Here is a 14,538-nt window from a genome sequence, read left to right as displayed (position 1 = left end):
ATGTCGAGACAACAAGCAGAATTCGATTGGCCCGATCGGCTTGCGCTGGGGCCGATAACAATGTTCGCTTGCAGTTATCTGTAGTCGGGAGTTGAGGAGGACGCCACCGTGGTCGCCGCGGCGGACGCGCAGAATTACGCTCAGAAGCTTGGCATCACCCACGGCATGGTTGTCCAGGAGCTGGGCTGGGACGAGGACACCAACGACGACCTGCGGGCCGACGTCGAGGAGGTAATCGGCAGCGAACTGCTGGACGAGGACTCCGACGAGGTCATCGACGTCGTTCTGCTCTGGTGGCGAGACGGTGACGGCGACCTGGTGGACCAGTTGATGGAGGCGATAGGACCGCTGTCCGAGGACGGCTTCATCTGGGTACTCACCCCCAAGACCGGCAACCCCGGCCACGTGGACCCCAGCGAAATCGCCGAAGCCGCCCCCACCGCCGGCCTCACCCAGACCTCGGCCATCAAATTGGGCGAATGGTCCGGCAGCCGCCTGGTACAGCCCAAGGCGCCGTCGAAACAGCGCTGACCCGGCCTGAGCCGACGCCCCCACACATGGTTCGATGGGTTTGTGCTGCCCGCGGCACGAACCCGATACGACGGAGGTCCACCCATGCCACTCGAGGTCGGCACTGTTGCGCCGGATTTCACCCTGAAAGACCAGAACAACCAGGAAGTCACCCTCTCGGACTACCGGGGGAAGAAGAACGTCCTGCTCGTGTTCTACCCCCTCGCCTTCACCGGCATCTGCCAGGGTGAGCTGTGCCGGGTCCGCGACGAACTGCCCAAATTCCAGAACGACAGCACCGAGATCCTCGCCATCTCCGTCGGCCCCTCCCCCACCCACAAGATCTGGGCCGCCGAACAGGGCTACACCTTCCCGCTGCTGTCCGACTTCTGGCCGCATGGCGCCATCGCCCAGACCTACGGCGTCTTCAACGAGGACGCCGGGATCGCCAACCGGGGCACCTTCGTCATCGACACCGAAGGCGTCATCCGTTTCGCGGAGATGAACGGCCCCGGCGAGGCCCGTGACCAGGCGGCTTGGGAGAAAGCGCTCGCCGCGCTAAATTCATAGTCCGTTCCCCGGGACCTCCCGGGGTGGCAAGGGCGTATAGCTCAGTGGTAGAGCTCTGGTTTTACACACCAGCGGTCGGCGGTTCGAACCCGTCTGCGCCCACCAGTAAATCTACAGGTAGATGCCCTGCTTTTGCAGTAGAGGGGCTGCCCCAACAGAGTTTCGTGGGGCAGTCGGCATGGTTAACCGTCAACCTAAGTACCAGAGACGCAACCCACGTCGAATGCTGAATCAAACCGTACGAGCACTCGCATTAATAGTCACCGTATCCACGGGTACGCCGACAGCGCACACGCTTGGCATCGCTGCCGGATCGCCGGTCCCTGCCTACGCTCGAATAGGCTGCGGTGACCCGGAACGCCGGACAGCACCAGCCCGACAGCCTCGCCGCGCTCATGATCGCGCATGACGTGCTGGTCCACGCGGTCGGGCATCGTGTCACGTTCGGCTCACCGCTGGTCTCGGCTCGCCGCGCCGAGACCGGAGCCGTTACGCCCTGTCCCAGTACCTACGTCGCAGACTAGGTTGACCGACATGGAAAACGAGAGCGCCCCGACCGAGCGGTGTCGACCGGGCGGTGTGCGCAGTCGAACGCTGCACCTACGCCGATACCGACGGGGTTCTGGCGGATGGAGGCCGCACGCAACTTCTCGAGTACCTGCAACGGCCGCCAGAGGGTGGCGACTGCGACTGCGCGAGGTGCCAAGCCCGGAACCAGCCGTTCACCTTCGAAGAGGCCGTTGGCGTTCTCGATCACGTTTCGGACCGGGTCGCGGTGCTCTACGGCCTCGGCAAGGTAGGTCTCGGCGGCTTCACCTCATGCGACAACTGTGGGCAGTGGGTACCTTCCTTCATGGATTCGCCGTCATCGACACCCGGCACCCTGGAGCACGCGCGCTGCCCCTACCACCCCGACGGAAGGTCGTGGTCAGGCAATCCCGGCGCGAATACACCGAGAAGCCTCTGACCTGGGCAGACTATCAAGACGATAGGCCCTGTCGTCTTGCTCATCACAGCGATCAAGACGAGGTGATCGGCTCTGCTCGCTGCCCATGAGCTGTGTCTACCTCCGACACCGTTGCCCCGGCATGGCTCATCGCTCTGGCCAGAGGATTGCGGCGGCGACCACGCCCAGCGGTAGGCCGATCACGGCCACCCACCCGGCCGCGAACACGGCCGCTCCAGGTCGATCATGGGCCACCGATACCCACGCGGGCAGTGGTACATCGGCGTGACGAGCGCGGCGATATCGGTGATGAGGTGCCGCAGCGGGTCTATGTGCTCGAAGGACGGAACCACCACAGCCTGCGCGTCGTGCTCCATGACCGCCGAGGCCAGTATGGGAGCAGCGGGCAGCGTGCTGACATCGACGTTGACCGTCCACACCAGCCGGTATCCGGCCCCTTCTGCAACCCGGCCGATATCGGCTCCGTAGCCGTCCACCCGCTTGTTGACGAACCCGATTGCCTTCGGCCTGTCATTTGCCATCGTCCGGCCCCTGTTCCCGTTGTCGCGTTGGCGTGCACCCGCCGCCGGGGATTCGAGGTCGCACCCGACGACGGGGCGTAAAACGACACGCTAGGCAGGTGCTGCCTGGACCCGATACGACTTTGCGTATTTTTGCGCGTAACCTTGTGAGCTGAGCGCTTCTACGGCGACCATTGCGAGGTACATTCGCCTCAATCGCAAAGGACGATCTCACAATGCGCTCTCACCTCAAACTTCGCCACGTCGGCTCTGGCTCAGGTCACGGCTCCTGCCCGGCGGTGTACGCCGCCGAGACGGGCGAGCTGGTGATCCAAGGCAACATCACCGACCGGACAGGAACCGTGCTGGTTCCTCACGCCCTACTCGACTGGCTGGAGCCGGGCATGAAGCTGCCCGTGGAGGCCACCGACGCCCCCGGCGCGTTCCTGGTCAGCGGCGAGCCGGTCACCGCGCCGGAAGTCCTCGCATAACTCACGCTCGATGACGACGAGACGGCCGTGGTGGTGCGCTGATGTTCCACGTAACCGGTGACGGGATATTCGGGCCGCTGTTCCGCGCGGCCCGCCGGTATGCTTTCCACCTGGAAGTGCAGGACACCTACGGCGTGGCCGATGAAATCGAAGCGCTGCGGCGCTGGCAGGCGGGGGAGACCTACGAACCGGAGGAACAGCCCGCGTCGTGGAAGGCGTGGGACGACCTGATGGTCGAGACGGCCGGGCGCGGCGTCGCGCTCGAACGGCTGCGCGTGGTCACCGTCCCGCACTCGGATTACACGCGGTGGCTGCTCAGCGAGACGCCCACCCGCCTGCTGGTCGGTGAGGCGGTGCGGTGGCTACCGCGCCACCTCACCGACCCGGCCGAGGTGCCGGGCGATGACTATTGGCTGTTCGATGACGATACGGTTGCGTTCACAACGTTCGCCGAGACGGGAGAGTTCATGGGCCTGTCCATCACCACCGACCCGGGTATCGTCTCCCGCTGTGTGCAGGCACGGGCGACTTTGTGGCCGAAGGGGATCAACCACGCCCGGTACGCCGACAGTGAGTACGCGCACGTGCCGTGAGAGCTGTCGATGACGCACGGGCCGCGCTCGGCGCACGCCTTCGGGAGCTGCGCCGGGCCGCCCACCTGTCCGGCGTCGATCTCGCCGCTCGATGCGGCTGGCACTCCAGCAAGATCAGCCGCATCGAGCGCGGGAAGCAAGCGCCGTCCGAAGCCGACCTCGCCGTCTGGTGCGAGGCGTGCGGCGCTCTCAACGTCCTGGATGACCTGGTAGCGAGCCTGCGCAACCTGCGCGCGATGTACCTGCAGTGGCAGCGCACCGTAGCCGCCGGGCACGCGCACCGGCAGCGCCAGTCGATCAAGCTCGAAGGCGAGACCCGGCTCATCCGCTGGTTCGAGCCCGACACCGTGCCCGGCCTGTTGCAGACCGAGGACTACGCCCGCGCGATCCTGCGCGCCTGCATCGCCATCACCGGCGGCCGTGACGACCTGGACGAGGCCGTGGCCATGCGGATGGCCCGCAAGGGCGTCCTCCAGCGCGCCGGGCACCGCTTCCACATCCTCGTCGGCGAGGCGGCGCTACACCGGACGGTCGGTGACAGCGCGGTCATGGCCGCGCAGCTCGAACACCTCCTCGGCGAACTGGACCGCCCGAACGTCCGGCTCGGCGTGCTCCCGCTGGACGCCGAGTACCGCGCCCCGGCGACGAACTTCGTCATCTACGACCGCGCCCAGGTGATCATCGAGACCGTCAGCGCCGAGCTGACCATCACCCGGCCGTCCGAAATCGCCTTGCACGAGAAGACCTTCACCCTGCTCGCCGAACAGGCCGCCTACAACGACGCCGCCCGAGCGCTCATCGGGCGAGCGCTGGAGCGGCGTACGGCCGGCCCTCGATCAACCGAAGTCTGCCCACCCGAGCATTTCTCGGTATAGAACCTCGTCGGGTAGTGCTTCTGGGATAGGGCGGGGGTCTTACTGAACCGTCGACTTATCTGATGGCAGCTGACCCCGACCACGAATTGCTGCTCTCCAGATAAGTCGACGGTTCACCCTGTACGTCCTGTCTGCTGGGCCGTAGCCTCGGATTATGGGAGATATCCCGCCCAATGAGGTAGGGCGTCGGCTGCGTGAGATCCGGTCGTGGCGCGGGCTGAGTCTCGAGGCGGCGGCGGGGCTGGCGGGGCTGTCGTTTGGGTACCTGGGCCGTCTCGAACGTGGTGAGCAAGCCCTGACCAACAGGCGCACCTTGGAAGCGATAGCGCATGCGTTGCGGGTGGCGCCCTCGGAGTTCACGGGTCGACCATGGGAGATGACCAACGGTCCTTCCCCTGAAGCGCATGCGACGTTGGTCGCGTTCGAAGATGCGCTCGAGGTCTGCGAACTCGGAGAAGACCCGGGCGTCCCGGTGCGATCGTGGCCGGAGATCGAAGCCGACTTGAAGCAGCTGCAGGACCGCACGCAGGCGGCCGACTACGCCGCTCAAGGCGCTCTCACGCCGCGTCTGTTGGGGGAGTTGCACGCCGCGTATCTGACATACCCGCAGTTGCGGGACGAGGTACTCCTGGCGCTGATCGTGTGCTACCAGTCCACAGCATGGACGACCAAGAGCTTGGCCGGTCGCGGTTTGCCGCTGCTGGCTGTGAAGGCGGCGCGGCAGTGCGCTGAGGAGTTGGATTCGCCGTTGTGGCTCGGATTCGCGGTGTGGCTGCGCGGTCACTCGGTCGGGCAGGTCTCCCGCACGCAGCAGTATCAGCGGTCGGTGGAGATGGCCGACCGGTTGACCGGGCATCTGGACGACCAGAACGTCATCCAGTGCTATGGGATGCTGCACTTGAATGCGGCCCTTGCCGCGGCTGTCCAATCCGACCGCGCGACGGCCGAGACGCACTTGGGTGAGGCAGCGGCCATTGCCGACCGGATGACCGGCGACGTGGGCGGGTTCGGCGGTGTCTGGTTCGGTCGGATCAATGTCGCACTCTGGCGGGCTTCGATCGGGCTCGAACTCGGCGACGGTGTGCAGGCGGTAGAGCGTGCGGCGGATGTGCCCGTGGACGCCATTCCCAGCCCGGTACGGCGCGCCAGCTTCTACACCGAAGCCGGGCGTGCGCTGCTGATGGAGCCTCGATACAGCGACCGAGGGATCTCGCTGTTGCTGCAGGCGGAACACTTGACACCACAACGGGTCCGCAGCGACTTCTTCGTTCGGGAGGCGATAGCCGATCGGCTGCGGTCGGCGCGTCGAGACGCGGGCGGCCGTGAACTGCGCGGACTGGCCTGGCGCTTGGGCATCGCGCCCGAGCTCGGCCCGCGAACGAACTGAACCCATCTGTCCTTCTAGGACAAGGGAACCCCGTTATCCCTCCATAGCGTCGAGGTAGCACTCGGCGCCGGGTTGATCCGACTGCCCCGGCGCCGAGTGCCTTCCAGCAGTAGGGGACGACGACAGGGGACACCATGAGCTACACCGAGCAACCACCGTTGCCGGTCCGGGTATCGATGCGCTCGCAAGCGATCGTGACCGCGCTGGGTATATGGGAACTCATCGGAACCCGCGTGGATGCCGATGCGTGCAACGACGTGGAACTTCTGGAGCGCATCGCCGAGGGCCTGAGGGAACGCCCGTAGCCCGAACTATTTGGGGATTTCTAGATACCGCCGGCCAATAGCAGGGGAATGACAGGGAGAATCACGTGACTAGATCAAAGGCGCTTGGATATCTGCGGAAAGACAAGTCCGGCGTTCATCAGCAGTGGGACGAAGCGCAGATACATAGTCTGGCCAAGCGGTTCGGGTACGACCTGTGCAAGACAATCGTATTCGACGAGTTCACCGAGGACCCGATAGGCGAGCTGGCGCATGCGATCGGTCGGCCGGGGTCGAGGCGTTGTTCGTTCCCGGTCTCGAGCATTTCGACGGCATCGTGCCACGGACCCTGGTATCCATTGCCGATGTCATCACCGTGAACCCGGCCTATACCTATGCCCGATGGTCGAACGGGTGCCTACCCGCCGAGGTCGACGGGGCGTAGAGGTACTCACGTTCGAGCATCCCGACCGATCAACCTCCGACGGTGTTAGCGTCGCGACCATGACTGCCTCCGGTCATGTACCGCACATGTACTCGATCTCGATCAAAGGCGTCGTCGTCCGCAACGACCGGGCGCTGCTGCTGAAGAACGAACGCGAGGAATGAGAGTTGCCAGGCGGCAGAATCGAGCCCGATGAAACCCCCGAAGAGTGTGTGGCCCGGGAGATCACCGAGGAAACCCAGTGGCCGGTGACCACTGGTCCGATACTGGACTCCTGGGTGTACTACATCAACGAAGCCGAAAAGCACGTGTTCATCGTGACCTACGGCTGCTACCCGGATACTGACGCTGATCCCGTGCTGTCCCACGAGCACAAGGAAGTCGGGCTGTTCGGTGAGGACGATATTGCCGAGTTGAACATGCCGGACGGCTACAAGCGTTCCATCATGACGTGGTTCGCTCAGCTGCGAGCGGCCGAAAGCATCTAGGGGACGGCATGAACGGCGACAGGTTCCAGGCGTGCGGCGTGATCGTCAGCCGATATACGGCCGAGCCTGTGTGCCCCACCTGCGCCGCCAACATCAGCCTGAGCCCGGCACCGGTGCGCGCCGCGCCGATGGTCTCCGCAATGTGGTTGTGGGCGACCTCGGAGGCCGCGACCGCCATCGCCACTCGCGACCTACCGACCATCCTTCGCGCCTACCGTCGCATAAACGGCATGAACTAGGCCGCGCTGGCGGATGTGCTCGGCTACGACAAGTCTTACGTGTCGATGATCGAGACCGGGCGCCGGGCAATCGGTGACATAGCCTCCCGCCGCCATATCGCCGGGCGGCTCGGCCTGCCGCCGCACATTCTGGGTGTCACCGGCGTGGATGATGCCGAGTTCCGGACCATGCTCCAGTCCGGAGACAGCACCGTGCGCCTGGCCGAAATCGCCCGCCAGTCCGGGCACGCCGTCGAAGCGGTCAACGAACTGTGGCCGCTGGTGGCCCGACTCGAAGCCAGGGCCGCGGAGGGTCATATGGAGCGGGATAGCCTTATCCTCCTGGCACAAGCCAGGGTAGCGCTGAGCGTCTCACTGGGCACCGTACTGCCGGAGGAACGTCTCGCGTCGGCTGCACGCTGGACCGGGCAGGCGGTAAAGATCGCGACTCACCTCGACGATCCAGCATTCCACGCTCACACCCTACGTATGCACGGCAACGAGCTCCACAAGGCCGGCCACATCGGCGCGGCCATCGCACGGTTGGAACAGTCGTTGGCCATGTCCTACACCCCCACCGACCAGGGAGCTACCCTGACGTTCTTGTGCGGGGCCACCGGCGAACTCGGAGACGGCGAAGCGTTCGACTCCGCGTTGGGCCGTTACCAACACCTCCTGGAACGGAATACACACAGCGGCTTGCTGTTCCAACCGTTCACACTGCGTGAGATCGAAATCCGGGGGCTACTCGGCACCGGCCGGGCCATGGAGGCCGGCCGACTGGCCGACCTCACCGTGACCGGAACGCCATCGGCCCCACAATGGAGGATCATCGAGCGAGTGACCGTGGGGAAGTTCTGGCCGCCATCAACCAGCCAGACACCGCAGTCACAGCCTTCAACGAGGCGATCCAGGCCGCAGAACACCACCGATTGTCCCCCCGATCCAGCGCACCATCCGGGCCACTGTGCAGTCCTCCAGGTGCGCTACCTCGGGAGGCGAGATCCTCGGCGATCCGCCGGTACCGGCGCTGCGTGTCGGTGTAGCGGGCACCGAGATCCTGGACCTTGGCCTGCAGAGCGTCGCGTTCGGCGATAGCGCGGTGATCCTTGGCGATTTCCTCGGCCAGATGCCGCTGCCGGGCCTCGATCCACGCCCCGCTGCTGCGGCTATTGCGGCCGCTGCGGTGCCGGCGACCGGACCGGCTGCGGCGTCGTCCAATAGGGGTGCAGCTGCGTCGACGCCGCCGGTGTGGTCGGCCGTGCCTGGGTGAGCCTGGACGGTGGCGACGGCCGACCACGACCACCCTCAGTGATACCCAGACCACGATCGGTTATGCCCAACTGCCGGTGAGAGAGACGAACCGACCTCTTGCACGCCCTTGTACAGCGCAAAGTTCGCGACGACGAAGCAAACGAAGTCCTCGACGCCATCGCGATGTTCCGCGCCCGAAACGCGGGCCGACAACAGAAACAGGCTGCACTCGCGATGTTGAGCCGAGTCCTGGCACAGCGCCGGCACAACGTGATCACGGACCACATGACGAAGAAGGACAGCGGCGCACTGGTCGACATCGCGAACAACTTCCATATACGCCACGGGGACGGCCGCCTCATCCAGTCCCGGGCCGCCGGCGGGGTGACGGCGTTGCCGGCGAGGCGGACTTGTTCGCGGCGGTTGCCGGCCATGATGTAGTCGCGGTCGAAGGCCATGGCCTGTTTGATCTCGTAGGGCTCTGGCATCCGAAACTCGCAGTCTTCCCGCGACCCGGCTGACCAGACTGTGGTAGTTTCCGGCCGCCGCTACGGTATTCAAGGGATCTCGGCTGGTTTGGCGGTGTTGTACACAGTGGTACCACTATGGCCCACCGTTGCGAGTGGTGGCTGTTCCGTGCGGGCCCTTGGTGCTGCGCGGGGTGCCGTTGCCGTAGTACGGAATCGGGAGCCCAGTTTCTTACCTTGTGGTCATGGTCCGCATCGGTGCCGCCGCGAGCTGGGCTTGTTTACCGTCACGGCCCTCGACGGGTACTGGCATCCGACCTCCGTCGTGGCACGATGCACAGGTGAACTGCTGGGGCGCCGTCGCCCGCAAGCCGTGACCATCCGGGTAACCGAGGACCGCGCCGGCGAGTGAGAGGAACTGGTTCGTGGACGGCCTCGACGGTATCCAGGCGCGTAGGCCATCACGGCACGAATGGACCGACAAGGGCCTTCGTTCTCGTCGCATCGGCGAAGGCGGGCGTGTCGCCGCATATCCCATCGTCACCTCGGCACCGTTAGCCTGGGTGGTTGTGGCCCTACCTACCGAGCGGAAACCGCTCGAGCCCTTTCCGGATATCGACCCCTACGATCACGGTCTGCTCGACGTCGGCGACGGTAACCGCATCTACTGGGAGACCAGCGGCAACCCGCACGGCATACCGGCACTGGTGGTGCACGGGGGGCCGGGTGGCGGCGGGCGGCGCGGCGCGCGGAAATCGTTCGATCCGGGTGTGTTCCGCATCGTGCTCTTCGATCAGCGCGGCTGCGGCGAGAGCGAGCCGCACGCGTCCGACCCGATGGTCGACATGGTCCACAACACCACCGAGCATCTGCTCTCGGATATGGAACGGCTGCGCGAACACCTGGGAGTCGAGCGCTGGCTGCTCTACGGTGGCTCCTGGGGGTCCACGCTGATCCTGGCCTACGCTCAACGCCACCCGGAGCGGGTCACCGGGATCGTGCTGGTGGGTGTCACGATGACCCGGCCCGAGGAGATCGACTGGCTCTACCGGGGCGTGGGACGGCTGCTACCCGAGGAATGGGAGCGGTTTCGTACGGGGGTGCCCGCGCAGTGGCGGGACGGCGACCTGGTCGAGGCATATCGGCAGCTGGTGGAAAGCCCCGATCCCCACGTGCGCGAGCGGGCGGCGCGTGAGTGGTGTCGGTGGGAGGATGCGGTTATCGCGCACGAAACCCTCGGCACCCCCGGTCAATACAGCACCAAACCGGATGCGGCGATGATGGCGTTCGTCCGGATATGCACCCACTATTTCGCGCGCGCCGCCTGGCTGGACGATGGACAGCTGCTCCGTGACGCGCATCGGCTGGCCGGTATCCCCGGCGTGCTCATCCACGGCAAACTCGACCTCTCCGCCCCGCTGCGCACCGCGTGGGAGCTCGCTCGGGCCTGGCCGGAAGCGGAGTTGGTGGTGGTCGAGGACTCCGGGCACACCGGCAGTCCGACCATGCGGTCGGCCATTCTCCGGGCAATCGCCCGATTCGGCGGCTGGGAGACCACACCGGACACCATATGACCGGTTCGTCCGGCCACCGCTCGGCACGGAGCGGATCCGAGCGGAACCGCTTGGTTTATCGGTTGTTCGGCTAATAGCACCGCTAGGTGACCGCCCTCGCCGGCACGCCGGATCGATCGGCTTCTACCCCACATCCCGGCGCAACCAGGTGACCTCGGCACCCTCACCCCCCGTGCGGTACATCTCCAGATCCTCGTCCCACGGGGTACCGAGTGCCCGGTCGATTTCGGCGTCGAGATCGTATCCGGAGTATTTGTCGAGCTCCCGCGCCGCGCGCAGCATGGCGCGCAAACGCATCTCACCGATCATGACATCGCCGTTGGCGCTCATGGAACCGTGCCAGAGCCCCAGGGCGGGAACGAAGCTGTAACGTTCACCGTCGACGCCGTCACTGGGGTCCTCGGTGACCTCGAAACGCAGGACGGGCCAGGAGCGTAACGCCTGCGCGATCCGGGAGGCCGTCCCGACGGGGCCGATCCAGTCGCTGGTTGCCCGGAGTTGGCCGGCGGCGGCGGGCTGAGCGGTCCACCGCAGCTTGGCGGGGGTGCCGAGAGCGGCGGCCAGGGCCCACTCGATATGCGGGCACAGCGCGGCAGGCGACGAATGGATGTAGACCACACCCGCCGTCGCATCCGCGAACTGACTCGATCCGAGCACCACCTACACCTCCGATTCGACGAGTAACGTCTTCCCCAACGGCTCGTCGACAGGGGGCGTTGCCCGAGTGTACTCGAGTGTCCGGTGTTACACGTGTTACTCGTCTGCCGTGTCGCGTCAACGTGTTGTTTCGGCAACGACCGCATCGCTGAACGGCGGCCACTCCCGCCGCGCCCAGTCGCCGAAATTCTCGTCACTCAAGGCGACACAGGCCACCCGGATCTCCGGATCGACCCACAGGAACGTGCCCGATTGCCCGAAATGTCCGTATGTTCGAGGCGAATTGGCGGACCCGGTCCAGTGCGGCGACTTACCGTCGCGGATCTCGAAACCGAGTCCCCAGTCATTGGGTCGTTGCGACCCGAAACCGGGCAGGACCCCGTTGCTGCCGGGGAACTGGACGGTGGTGGCCTCGGTATGGGTCCGCGCCGATACCAGGTGGGGATCGAGAAGCTCGGCGGCGAAGCGCAGCAGATCGGCGACGGTGGAGCGGGCCGCGTGCCCGGCCGAGCCGACCAGCACCGACGACGACATCCCGAGCGGTTCGAATACGGCCTGCCGCAGATATTCGTCGAAGGCGATACCCGTCTGCTCGGCGACGAAATCGGCCAGCACCTCGAACCCGGCGCTGGAGTAGATGCGTCGCACACCGGGTGCGGCCATGACATCGGTGGTATCGAAGGCGAGCCCGGAGGTATGGGCGAGCAGATGGCGCACGGTGGAACCGGGCGGCCCCGCGGGCTGGTCGAGCTCGATCGCGCCTTCCTCGACCGCGACCAGCGCCGCGTAGGCCGCCAACGGTTTGGTCACCGACGCCAGCGGGAAGACACGGTCGACGTCACCGACGGTCGCCGACTCGTCCCAACCGACCACACCGGCCGCGGCATGCCGAACCGGCCAGTCCTGGATCCTCTCGAGTGCACGCACATCCCGAGCCTACGAGACGCCCTACATCCACCACCACGAGGAGCCTTCGCCCGGTGCGTAACCCGCGTCTTCCCCGCAAGACACCCTCACCCATCGAGGCCCTCTGCCTGCACAAGACCGGCACACCTCACGAGTTCTTACCTCGAGGCACGATTTCCACCCCGGCCCGCCTCCGGGCACACCTCGGCCTCTCCGTACGACTTCCCGTCCCGAGCCCCCGTTACCTTTTTCGCAGGCCGTAACCGGGTCTCGGCCACCGGGCCCGGGATGACTTCTCGCCTCTGTCGAACGCACGATCCGGGGGTGGTGTCGCCGGGCGCCGGTGGCCTCGACGGACCGCTGATAAGGACAGGGCCGAACACATGCCTCTTCGCAGGTGCGGGTGCCGGCCGCCGATGCCTGATCGGTGACCGTCGAAGCTCGCGAAGAACGCTGCCCTCGTCTGCCCGGCCCGATGCCGCTGCGTCGTCCGCTACGCCATGCCCGAGACCGAACAGCCCTACCGGACTCGGGGCAGGGCGGATGCAGCGTGCAGTTTCCTGCTGTCAGGCGAGCGAGTCGTCATACTCCGCAGTCAGCGGGCCACCCGCATCGCCGGTGTTCCGAACGCCCGCGGGCTCGATGAGCATCACGTGCACCTCCCCGTCGGCCACGGGACAGTGTTCGACACCCCTGGGCACCACGAACAACTGGCCCGGCCGCACGCGGACGTCGCCGTCACGCATCCGAATGGTCAGTTCGCCCTCGACCACGAAGAAGAGCTCATCCGTTGTGTCGTGCTTATGCCACACGAACTCGCCTTCGAGTTTGACGAGCTTGATCTCGTAGTCGTTGAGCCGAGCCACAACCTTCGGCGACCAGTACTCGGAGAACAATGACAACTTCGCGACCAGGTCTACGGCATCCTTCGACATAATCCGATCCTGGCACTACTTGAACCCTCGCGCCGCGCGCAACGCCGTGGTCCATTCGAAACTTGCTGCGCCAACCCGCTGGACGAACACCATAGGCCCCCCGCTCCGTGCGTACCCCACCTCCGGGTGCACCTCCCGCCTGTGTACACCCCCTCCCCTCGATGCGCCGAGCCTTACGAGGCCCCCAGGGTGATGGCCCACGCGAACGCGCGGGCCATCGACCACAGTGCAATCAAGCCCTATCCGCGTCGGTGTACTTGATGATGCCGCGGATGTTCTTGCCGGCCAGCATGTCCTGGTATCCCTGGTTGATGTCCTCGAGCGAGTACGACCGGGTGACCATATCGTCGAGGTTCAGCTGACCCGATTTGTACAGCGACAGCAGCCGCGGAATATCCCGGCGCGCGTTTCCGCCGCCGAAGATGCAGCCCTTGACCGTCTTCTGCAGCATGGACAGCAGGAAGTTGTTCATCTTCACGTCGAAGGCGTCCATCCGGCCCATCGAGGTGACGACCAGGGTGCCCGCCTTGGCGGTGAGGATCAGACCTTCTTCGATGTAGTCGCCGTGCATCTCACCCATGGTGAGGATGACCTTCTCGGCCATCCGACCCTCGGTGACCTCCATCAGCGGTGCGATGGCCTCGGCCATGCCCGCGTAGGTGTGGGTGGCGCCGAATTTCTTGGCCTGTTCCAGTTTCCACGGGTTCGGGTCGATGGCGACCACGTTCTGCGCACCCGACAGCACCGCGCCCTGCAGCGCGCTCATGCCGACCCCGCCGATGCCGACGATCGCCGCGGTCTCGCCGGGCATGATGTTGGCAACATGGGTGGACGAGCCGAAGCCGGTGGGCACACCGCAGCCGACCAGGCAGGCCACCTCGAACGGAACCTCGGGGTCGATTTTGACCACGGAGGTGTGGTGCACCGTCATATAGGGCGCGAAGGTGCCCAGCAGACACATCGGGATGACGTGCTTGCCGCGGGCGTGGATGCGGTAGGAGCCGTCGCTGATCGATTGGCCGGAGAGCAGTCCGGCGCCGAGGTCGCACAGCGCCATATGTCCGGCGACGCAGGCCGGACAGCGGCCGCAGGCGGGGATGAACGACAGCACCACATGGTCGCCGACCGCGAGGTCGGGCGGCACGTTCGGACCGATCTTGGTGATCACCCCCGCGCCTTCGTGCCCACCCATGACGGGGAAGGAGGGCATCGGGGTGGCGCCGGTGACGATGTGGTGGTCGGAGTGGCACATACCGGCGGTTTCCAGCTGGATCTGGACCTCACCGGCGATCGGGTCGCCGATCTCGATCTCCTCCACGGACCACGGCTCTTCGATCCCCCACAGGATCGCGCCCTTCGTCTTCATCGTGTCCGACCTCTCGCATGCGTGGACTTTCATGTGACGGCCTCCACACTACGACATAAAATGGAACACGTT

General features: G+C 65.6%; 18 protein-coding genes and 1 tRNA gene. 13 read left to right on the top strand and 6 right to left on the bottom strand.

Annotated features, from left to right (window positions below; all coding sequences use genetic code 11):
* Positions 1-108: 108 nt before the first annotated feature.
* The 4 genes from ON20_RS08170 to ON20_RS36200 all read left to right on the top strand — a co-directional run bounded on the left by ON20_RS08170 (position 109) and on the right by ON20_RS36200 (position 1,604).
* Positions 109-531 carry a DUF3052 domain-containing protein gene (locus ON20_RS08170; RefSeq protein ID WP_040834354.1) on the top strand — a complete coding sequence of 141 codons (423 nt, stop codon included), beginning with the start codon at positions 109-111 and terminating at the stop codon, positions 529-531.
* Between the two features lie 84 nt (positions 532-615).
* The gene (locus ON20_RS08165) at positions 616-1,080 is read left to right on the top strand and encodes a peroxiredoxin (RefSeq protein WP_040834404.1); all 465 of its coding nucleotides are present in this window, start codon (positions 616-618) and stop codon (positions 1,078-1,080) included.
* Between the two features lie 30 nt (positions 1,081-1,110).
* A tRNA-Val gene (locus ON20_RS08160) sits at positions 1,111-1,185 on the top strand.
* A 242-nt stretch (positions 1,186-1,427) separates the two neighbouring features.
* The gene (locus ON20_RS36200) at positions 1,428-1,604 is read left to right on the top strand and encodes a hypothetical protein (protein WP_157228755.1); all 177 of its coding nucleotides are present in this window, start codon (positions 1,428-1,430) and stop codon (positions 1,602-1,604) included.
* Positions 1,605-2,226: 622 nt separating this feature from the next.
* Here the strand turns inward: ON20_RS36200 and ON20_RS08150 are convergent.
* On the bottom strand, positions 2,227-2,568 hold the full coding sequence (locus tag ON20_RS08150; protein ID WP_245547109.1) for a hypothetical protein: 342 nt from the start codon (positions 2,566-2,568) through the stop codon (positions 2,227-2,229).
* A gap of 215 nt (positions 2,569-2,783) precedes the next feature.
* Between ON20_RS08150 and ON20_RS08145 the strand changes: the two genes are divergently transcribed.
* From ON20_RS08145 to ON20_RS08120, 7 genes are all read left to right on the top strand, one after another.
* On the top strand, positions 2,784-3,038 hold the full coding sequence (locus tag ON20_RS08145) for a hypothetical protein (protein ID WP_157228754.1): 255 nt from the start codon (positions 2,784-2,786) through the stop codon (positions 3,036-3,038).
* Positions 3,039-3,079: 41 nt separating this feature from the next.
* Positions 3,080-3,631 carry a DUF6879 family protein gene (locus ON20_RS08140; RefSeq protein ID WP_040834350.1) on the top strand — a complete coding sequence of 184 codons (552 nt, stop codon included), beginning with the start codon at positions 3,080-3,082 and terminating at the stop codon, positions 3,629-3,631.
* Positions 3,628-4,506: a helix-turn-helix domain-containing protein gene (locus ON20_RS08135; RefSeq protein ID WP_051161939.1), complete on the top strand. Its 879-nt coding sequence runs from the start codon at positions 3,628-3,630 to the stop codon at positions 4,504-4,506. Before ON20_RS08140 ends, ON20_RS08135 begins: the two co-directional genes overlap by 4 nt.
* 154 nt (positions 4,507-4,660) lie before the next feature.
* Complete coding sequence (locus ON20_RS08130; protein ID WP_040834349.1) at positions 4,661-5,893, top strand: helix-turn-helix domain-containing protein; 1,233 nt, start codon at positions 4,661-4,663, stop codon at positions 5,891-5,893.
* A gap of 134 nt (positions 5,894-6,027) precedes the next feature.
* Entirely contained in the window at positions 6,028-6,198 is a 171-nt protein-coding gene (locus tag ON20_RS36195; protein WP_157228753.1) for a hypothetical protein, read from the top strand.
* Between the two features lie 259 nt (positions 6,199-6,457).
* The gene (locus ON20_RS38640) at positions 6,458-6,601 is read left to right on the top strand and encodes a hypothetical protein (RefSeq protein ID WP_245547108.1); all 144 of its coding nucleotides are present in this window, start codon (positions 6,458-6,460) and stop codon (positions 6,599-6,601) included.
* Positions 6,602-6,768: 167 nt separating this feature from the next.
* Positions 6,769-7,089, top strand: coding sequence for an NUDIX domain-containing protein (locus tag ON20_RS08120; protein WP_218002473.1), 321 nt, complete (start codon positions 6,769-6,771; stop codon positions 7,087-7,089).
* Between the two features lie 191 nt (positions 7,090-7,280).
* Here ON20_RS08120 and ON20_RS37855 read toward each other — a convergent pair whose 3' ends face one another.
* A complete protein-coding gene (locus tag ON20_RS37855) occupies positions 7,281-7,625 on the bottom strand; it encodes a hypothetical protein (RefSeq protein ID WP_157228752.1) in 345 nt (114 codons plus the stop codon).
* A gap of 1,053 nt (positions 7,626-8,678) precedes the next feature.
* Here ON20_RS37855 and ON20_RS36185 point away from each other — a divergent pair.
* Both ON20_RS36185 and pip read left to right on the top strand, forming a co-directional pair.
* Positions 8,679-9,002: a hypothetical protein gene (locus ON20_RS36185; protein ID WP_040834347.1), complete on the top strand. Its 324-nt coding sequence runs from the start codon at positions 8,679-8,681 to the stop codon at positions 9,000-9,002.
* Positions 9,003-9,597: 595 nt separating this feature from the next.
* Entirely contained in the window at positions 9,598-10,602 is a 1,005-nt protein-coding gene (gene pip, locus ON20_RS08100) for a prolyl aminopeptidase (protein WP_040834400.1), read from the top strand.
* Between the two features lie 123 nt (positions 10,603-10,725).
* Here the strand turns inward: pip and ON20_RS08095 are convergent, their stop codons facing one another.
* The 4 genes from ON20_RS08095 to ON20_RS08080 all read right to left on the bottom strand — a co-directional run bounded on the left by ON20_RS08095 (position 10,726) and on the right by ON20_RS08080 (position 14,466).
* Positions 10,726-11,259: a DUF3145 domain-containing protein gene (locus tag ON20_RS08095; protein WP_040834399.1), complete on the bottom strand. Its 534-nt coding sequence runs from the start codon at positions 11,257-11,259 to the stop codon at positions 10,726-10,728.
* Between the two features lie 117 nt (positions 11,260-11,376).
* Positions 11,377-12,186 carry a serine hydrolase domain-containing protein gene (locus ON20_RS08090; RefSeq protein WP_040834346.1) on the bottom strand — a complete coding sequence of 270 codons (810 nt, stop codon included), beginning with the start codon at positions 12,184-12,186 and terminating at the stop codon, positions 11,377-11,379.
* A 545-nt stretch (positions 12,187-12,731) separates the two neighbouring features.
* Positions 12,732-13,100 (bottom strand): cupin domain-containing protein, encoded by a 369-nt coding sequence (locus tag ON20_RS08085; protein WP_438803390.1) that lies wholly within the window; start codon positions 13,098-13,100, stop codon positions 12,732-12,734.
* A 232-nt stretch (positions 13,101-13,332) separates the two neighbouring features.
* Positions 13,333-14,466, bottom strand: a complete 1,134-nt coding sequence (locus ON20_RS08080) for an NDMA-dependent alcohol dehydrogenase (protein ID WP_040834344.1) — start codon at positions 14,464-14,466, stop codon at positions 13,333-13,335.
* Between the last annotated feature and the right edge of the window lie 72 nt (positions 14,467-14,538).

It is taken from the genome of Nocardia brevicatena NBRC 12119 (genome assembly GCF_000308495.1).
Classification (GTDB): domain Bacteria; phylum Actinomycetota; class Actinomycetes; order Mycobacteriales; family Mycobacteriaceae; genus Nocardia; species Nocardia brevicatena.
The sequence above is the reverse complement of the archived record's forward strand: the minus strand, read 5'-3'. Positions and strand labels throughout refer to the sequence as shown.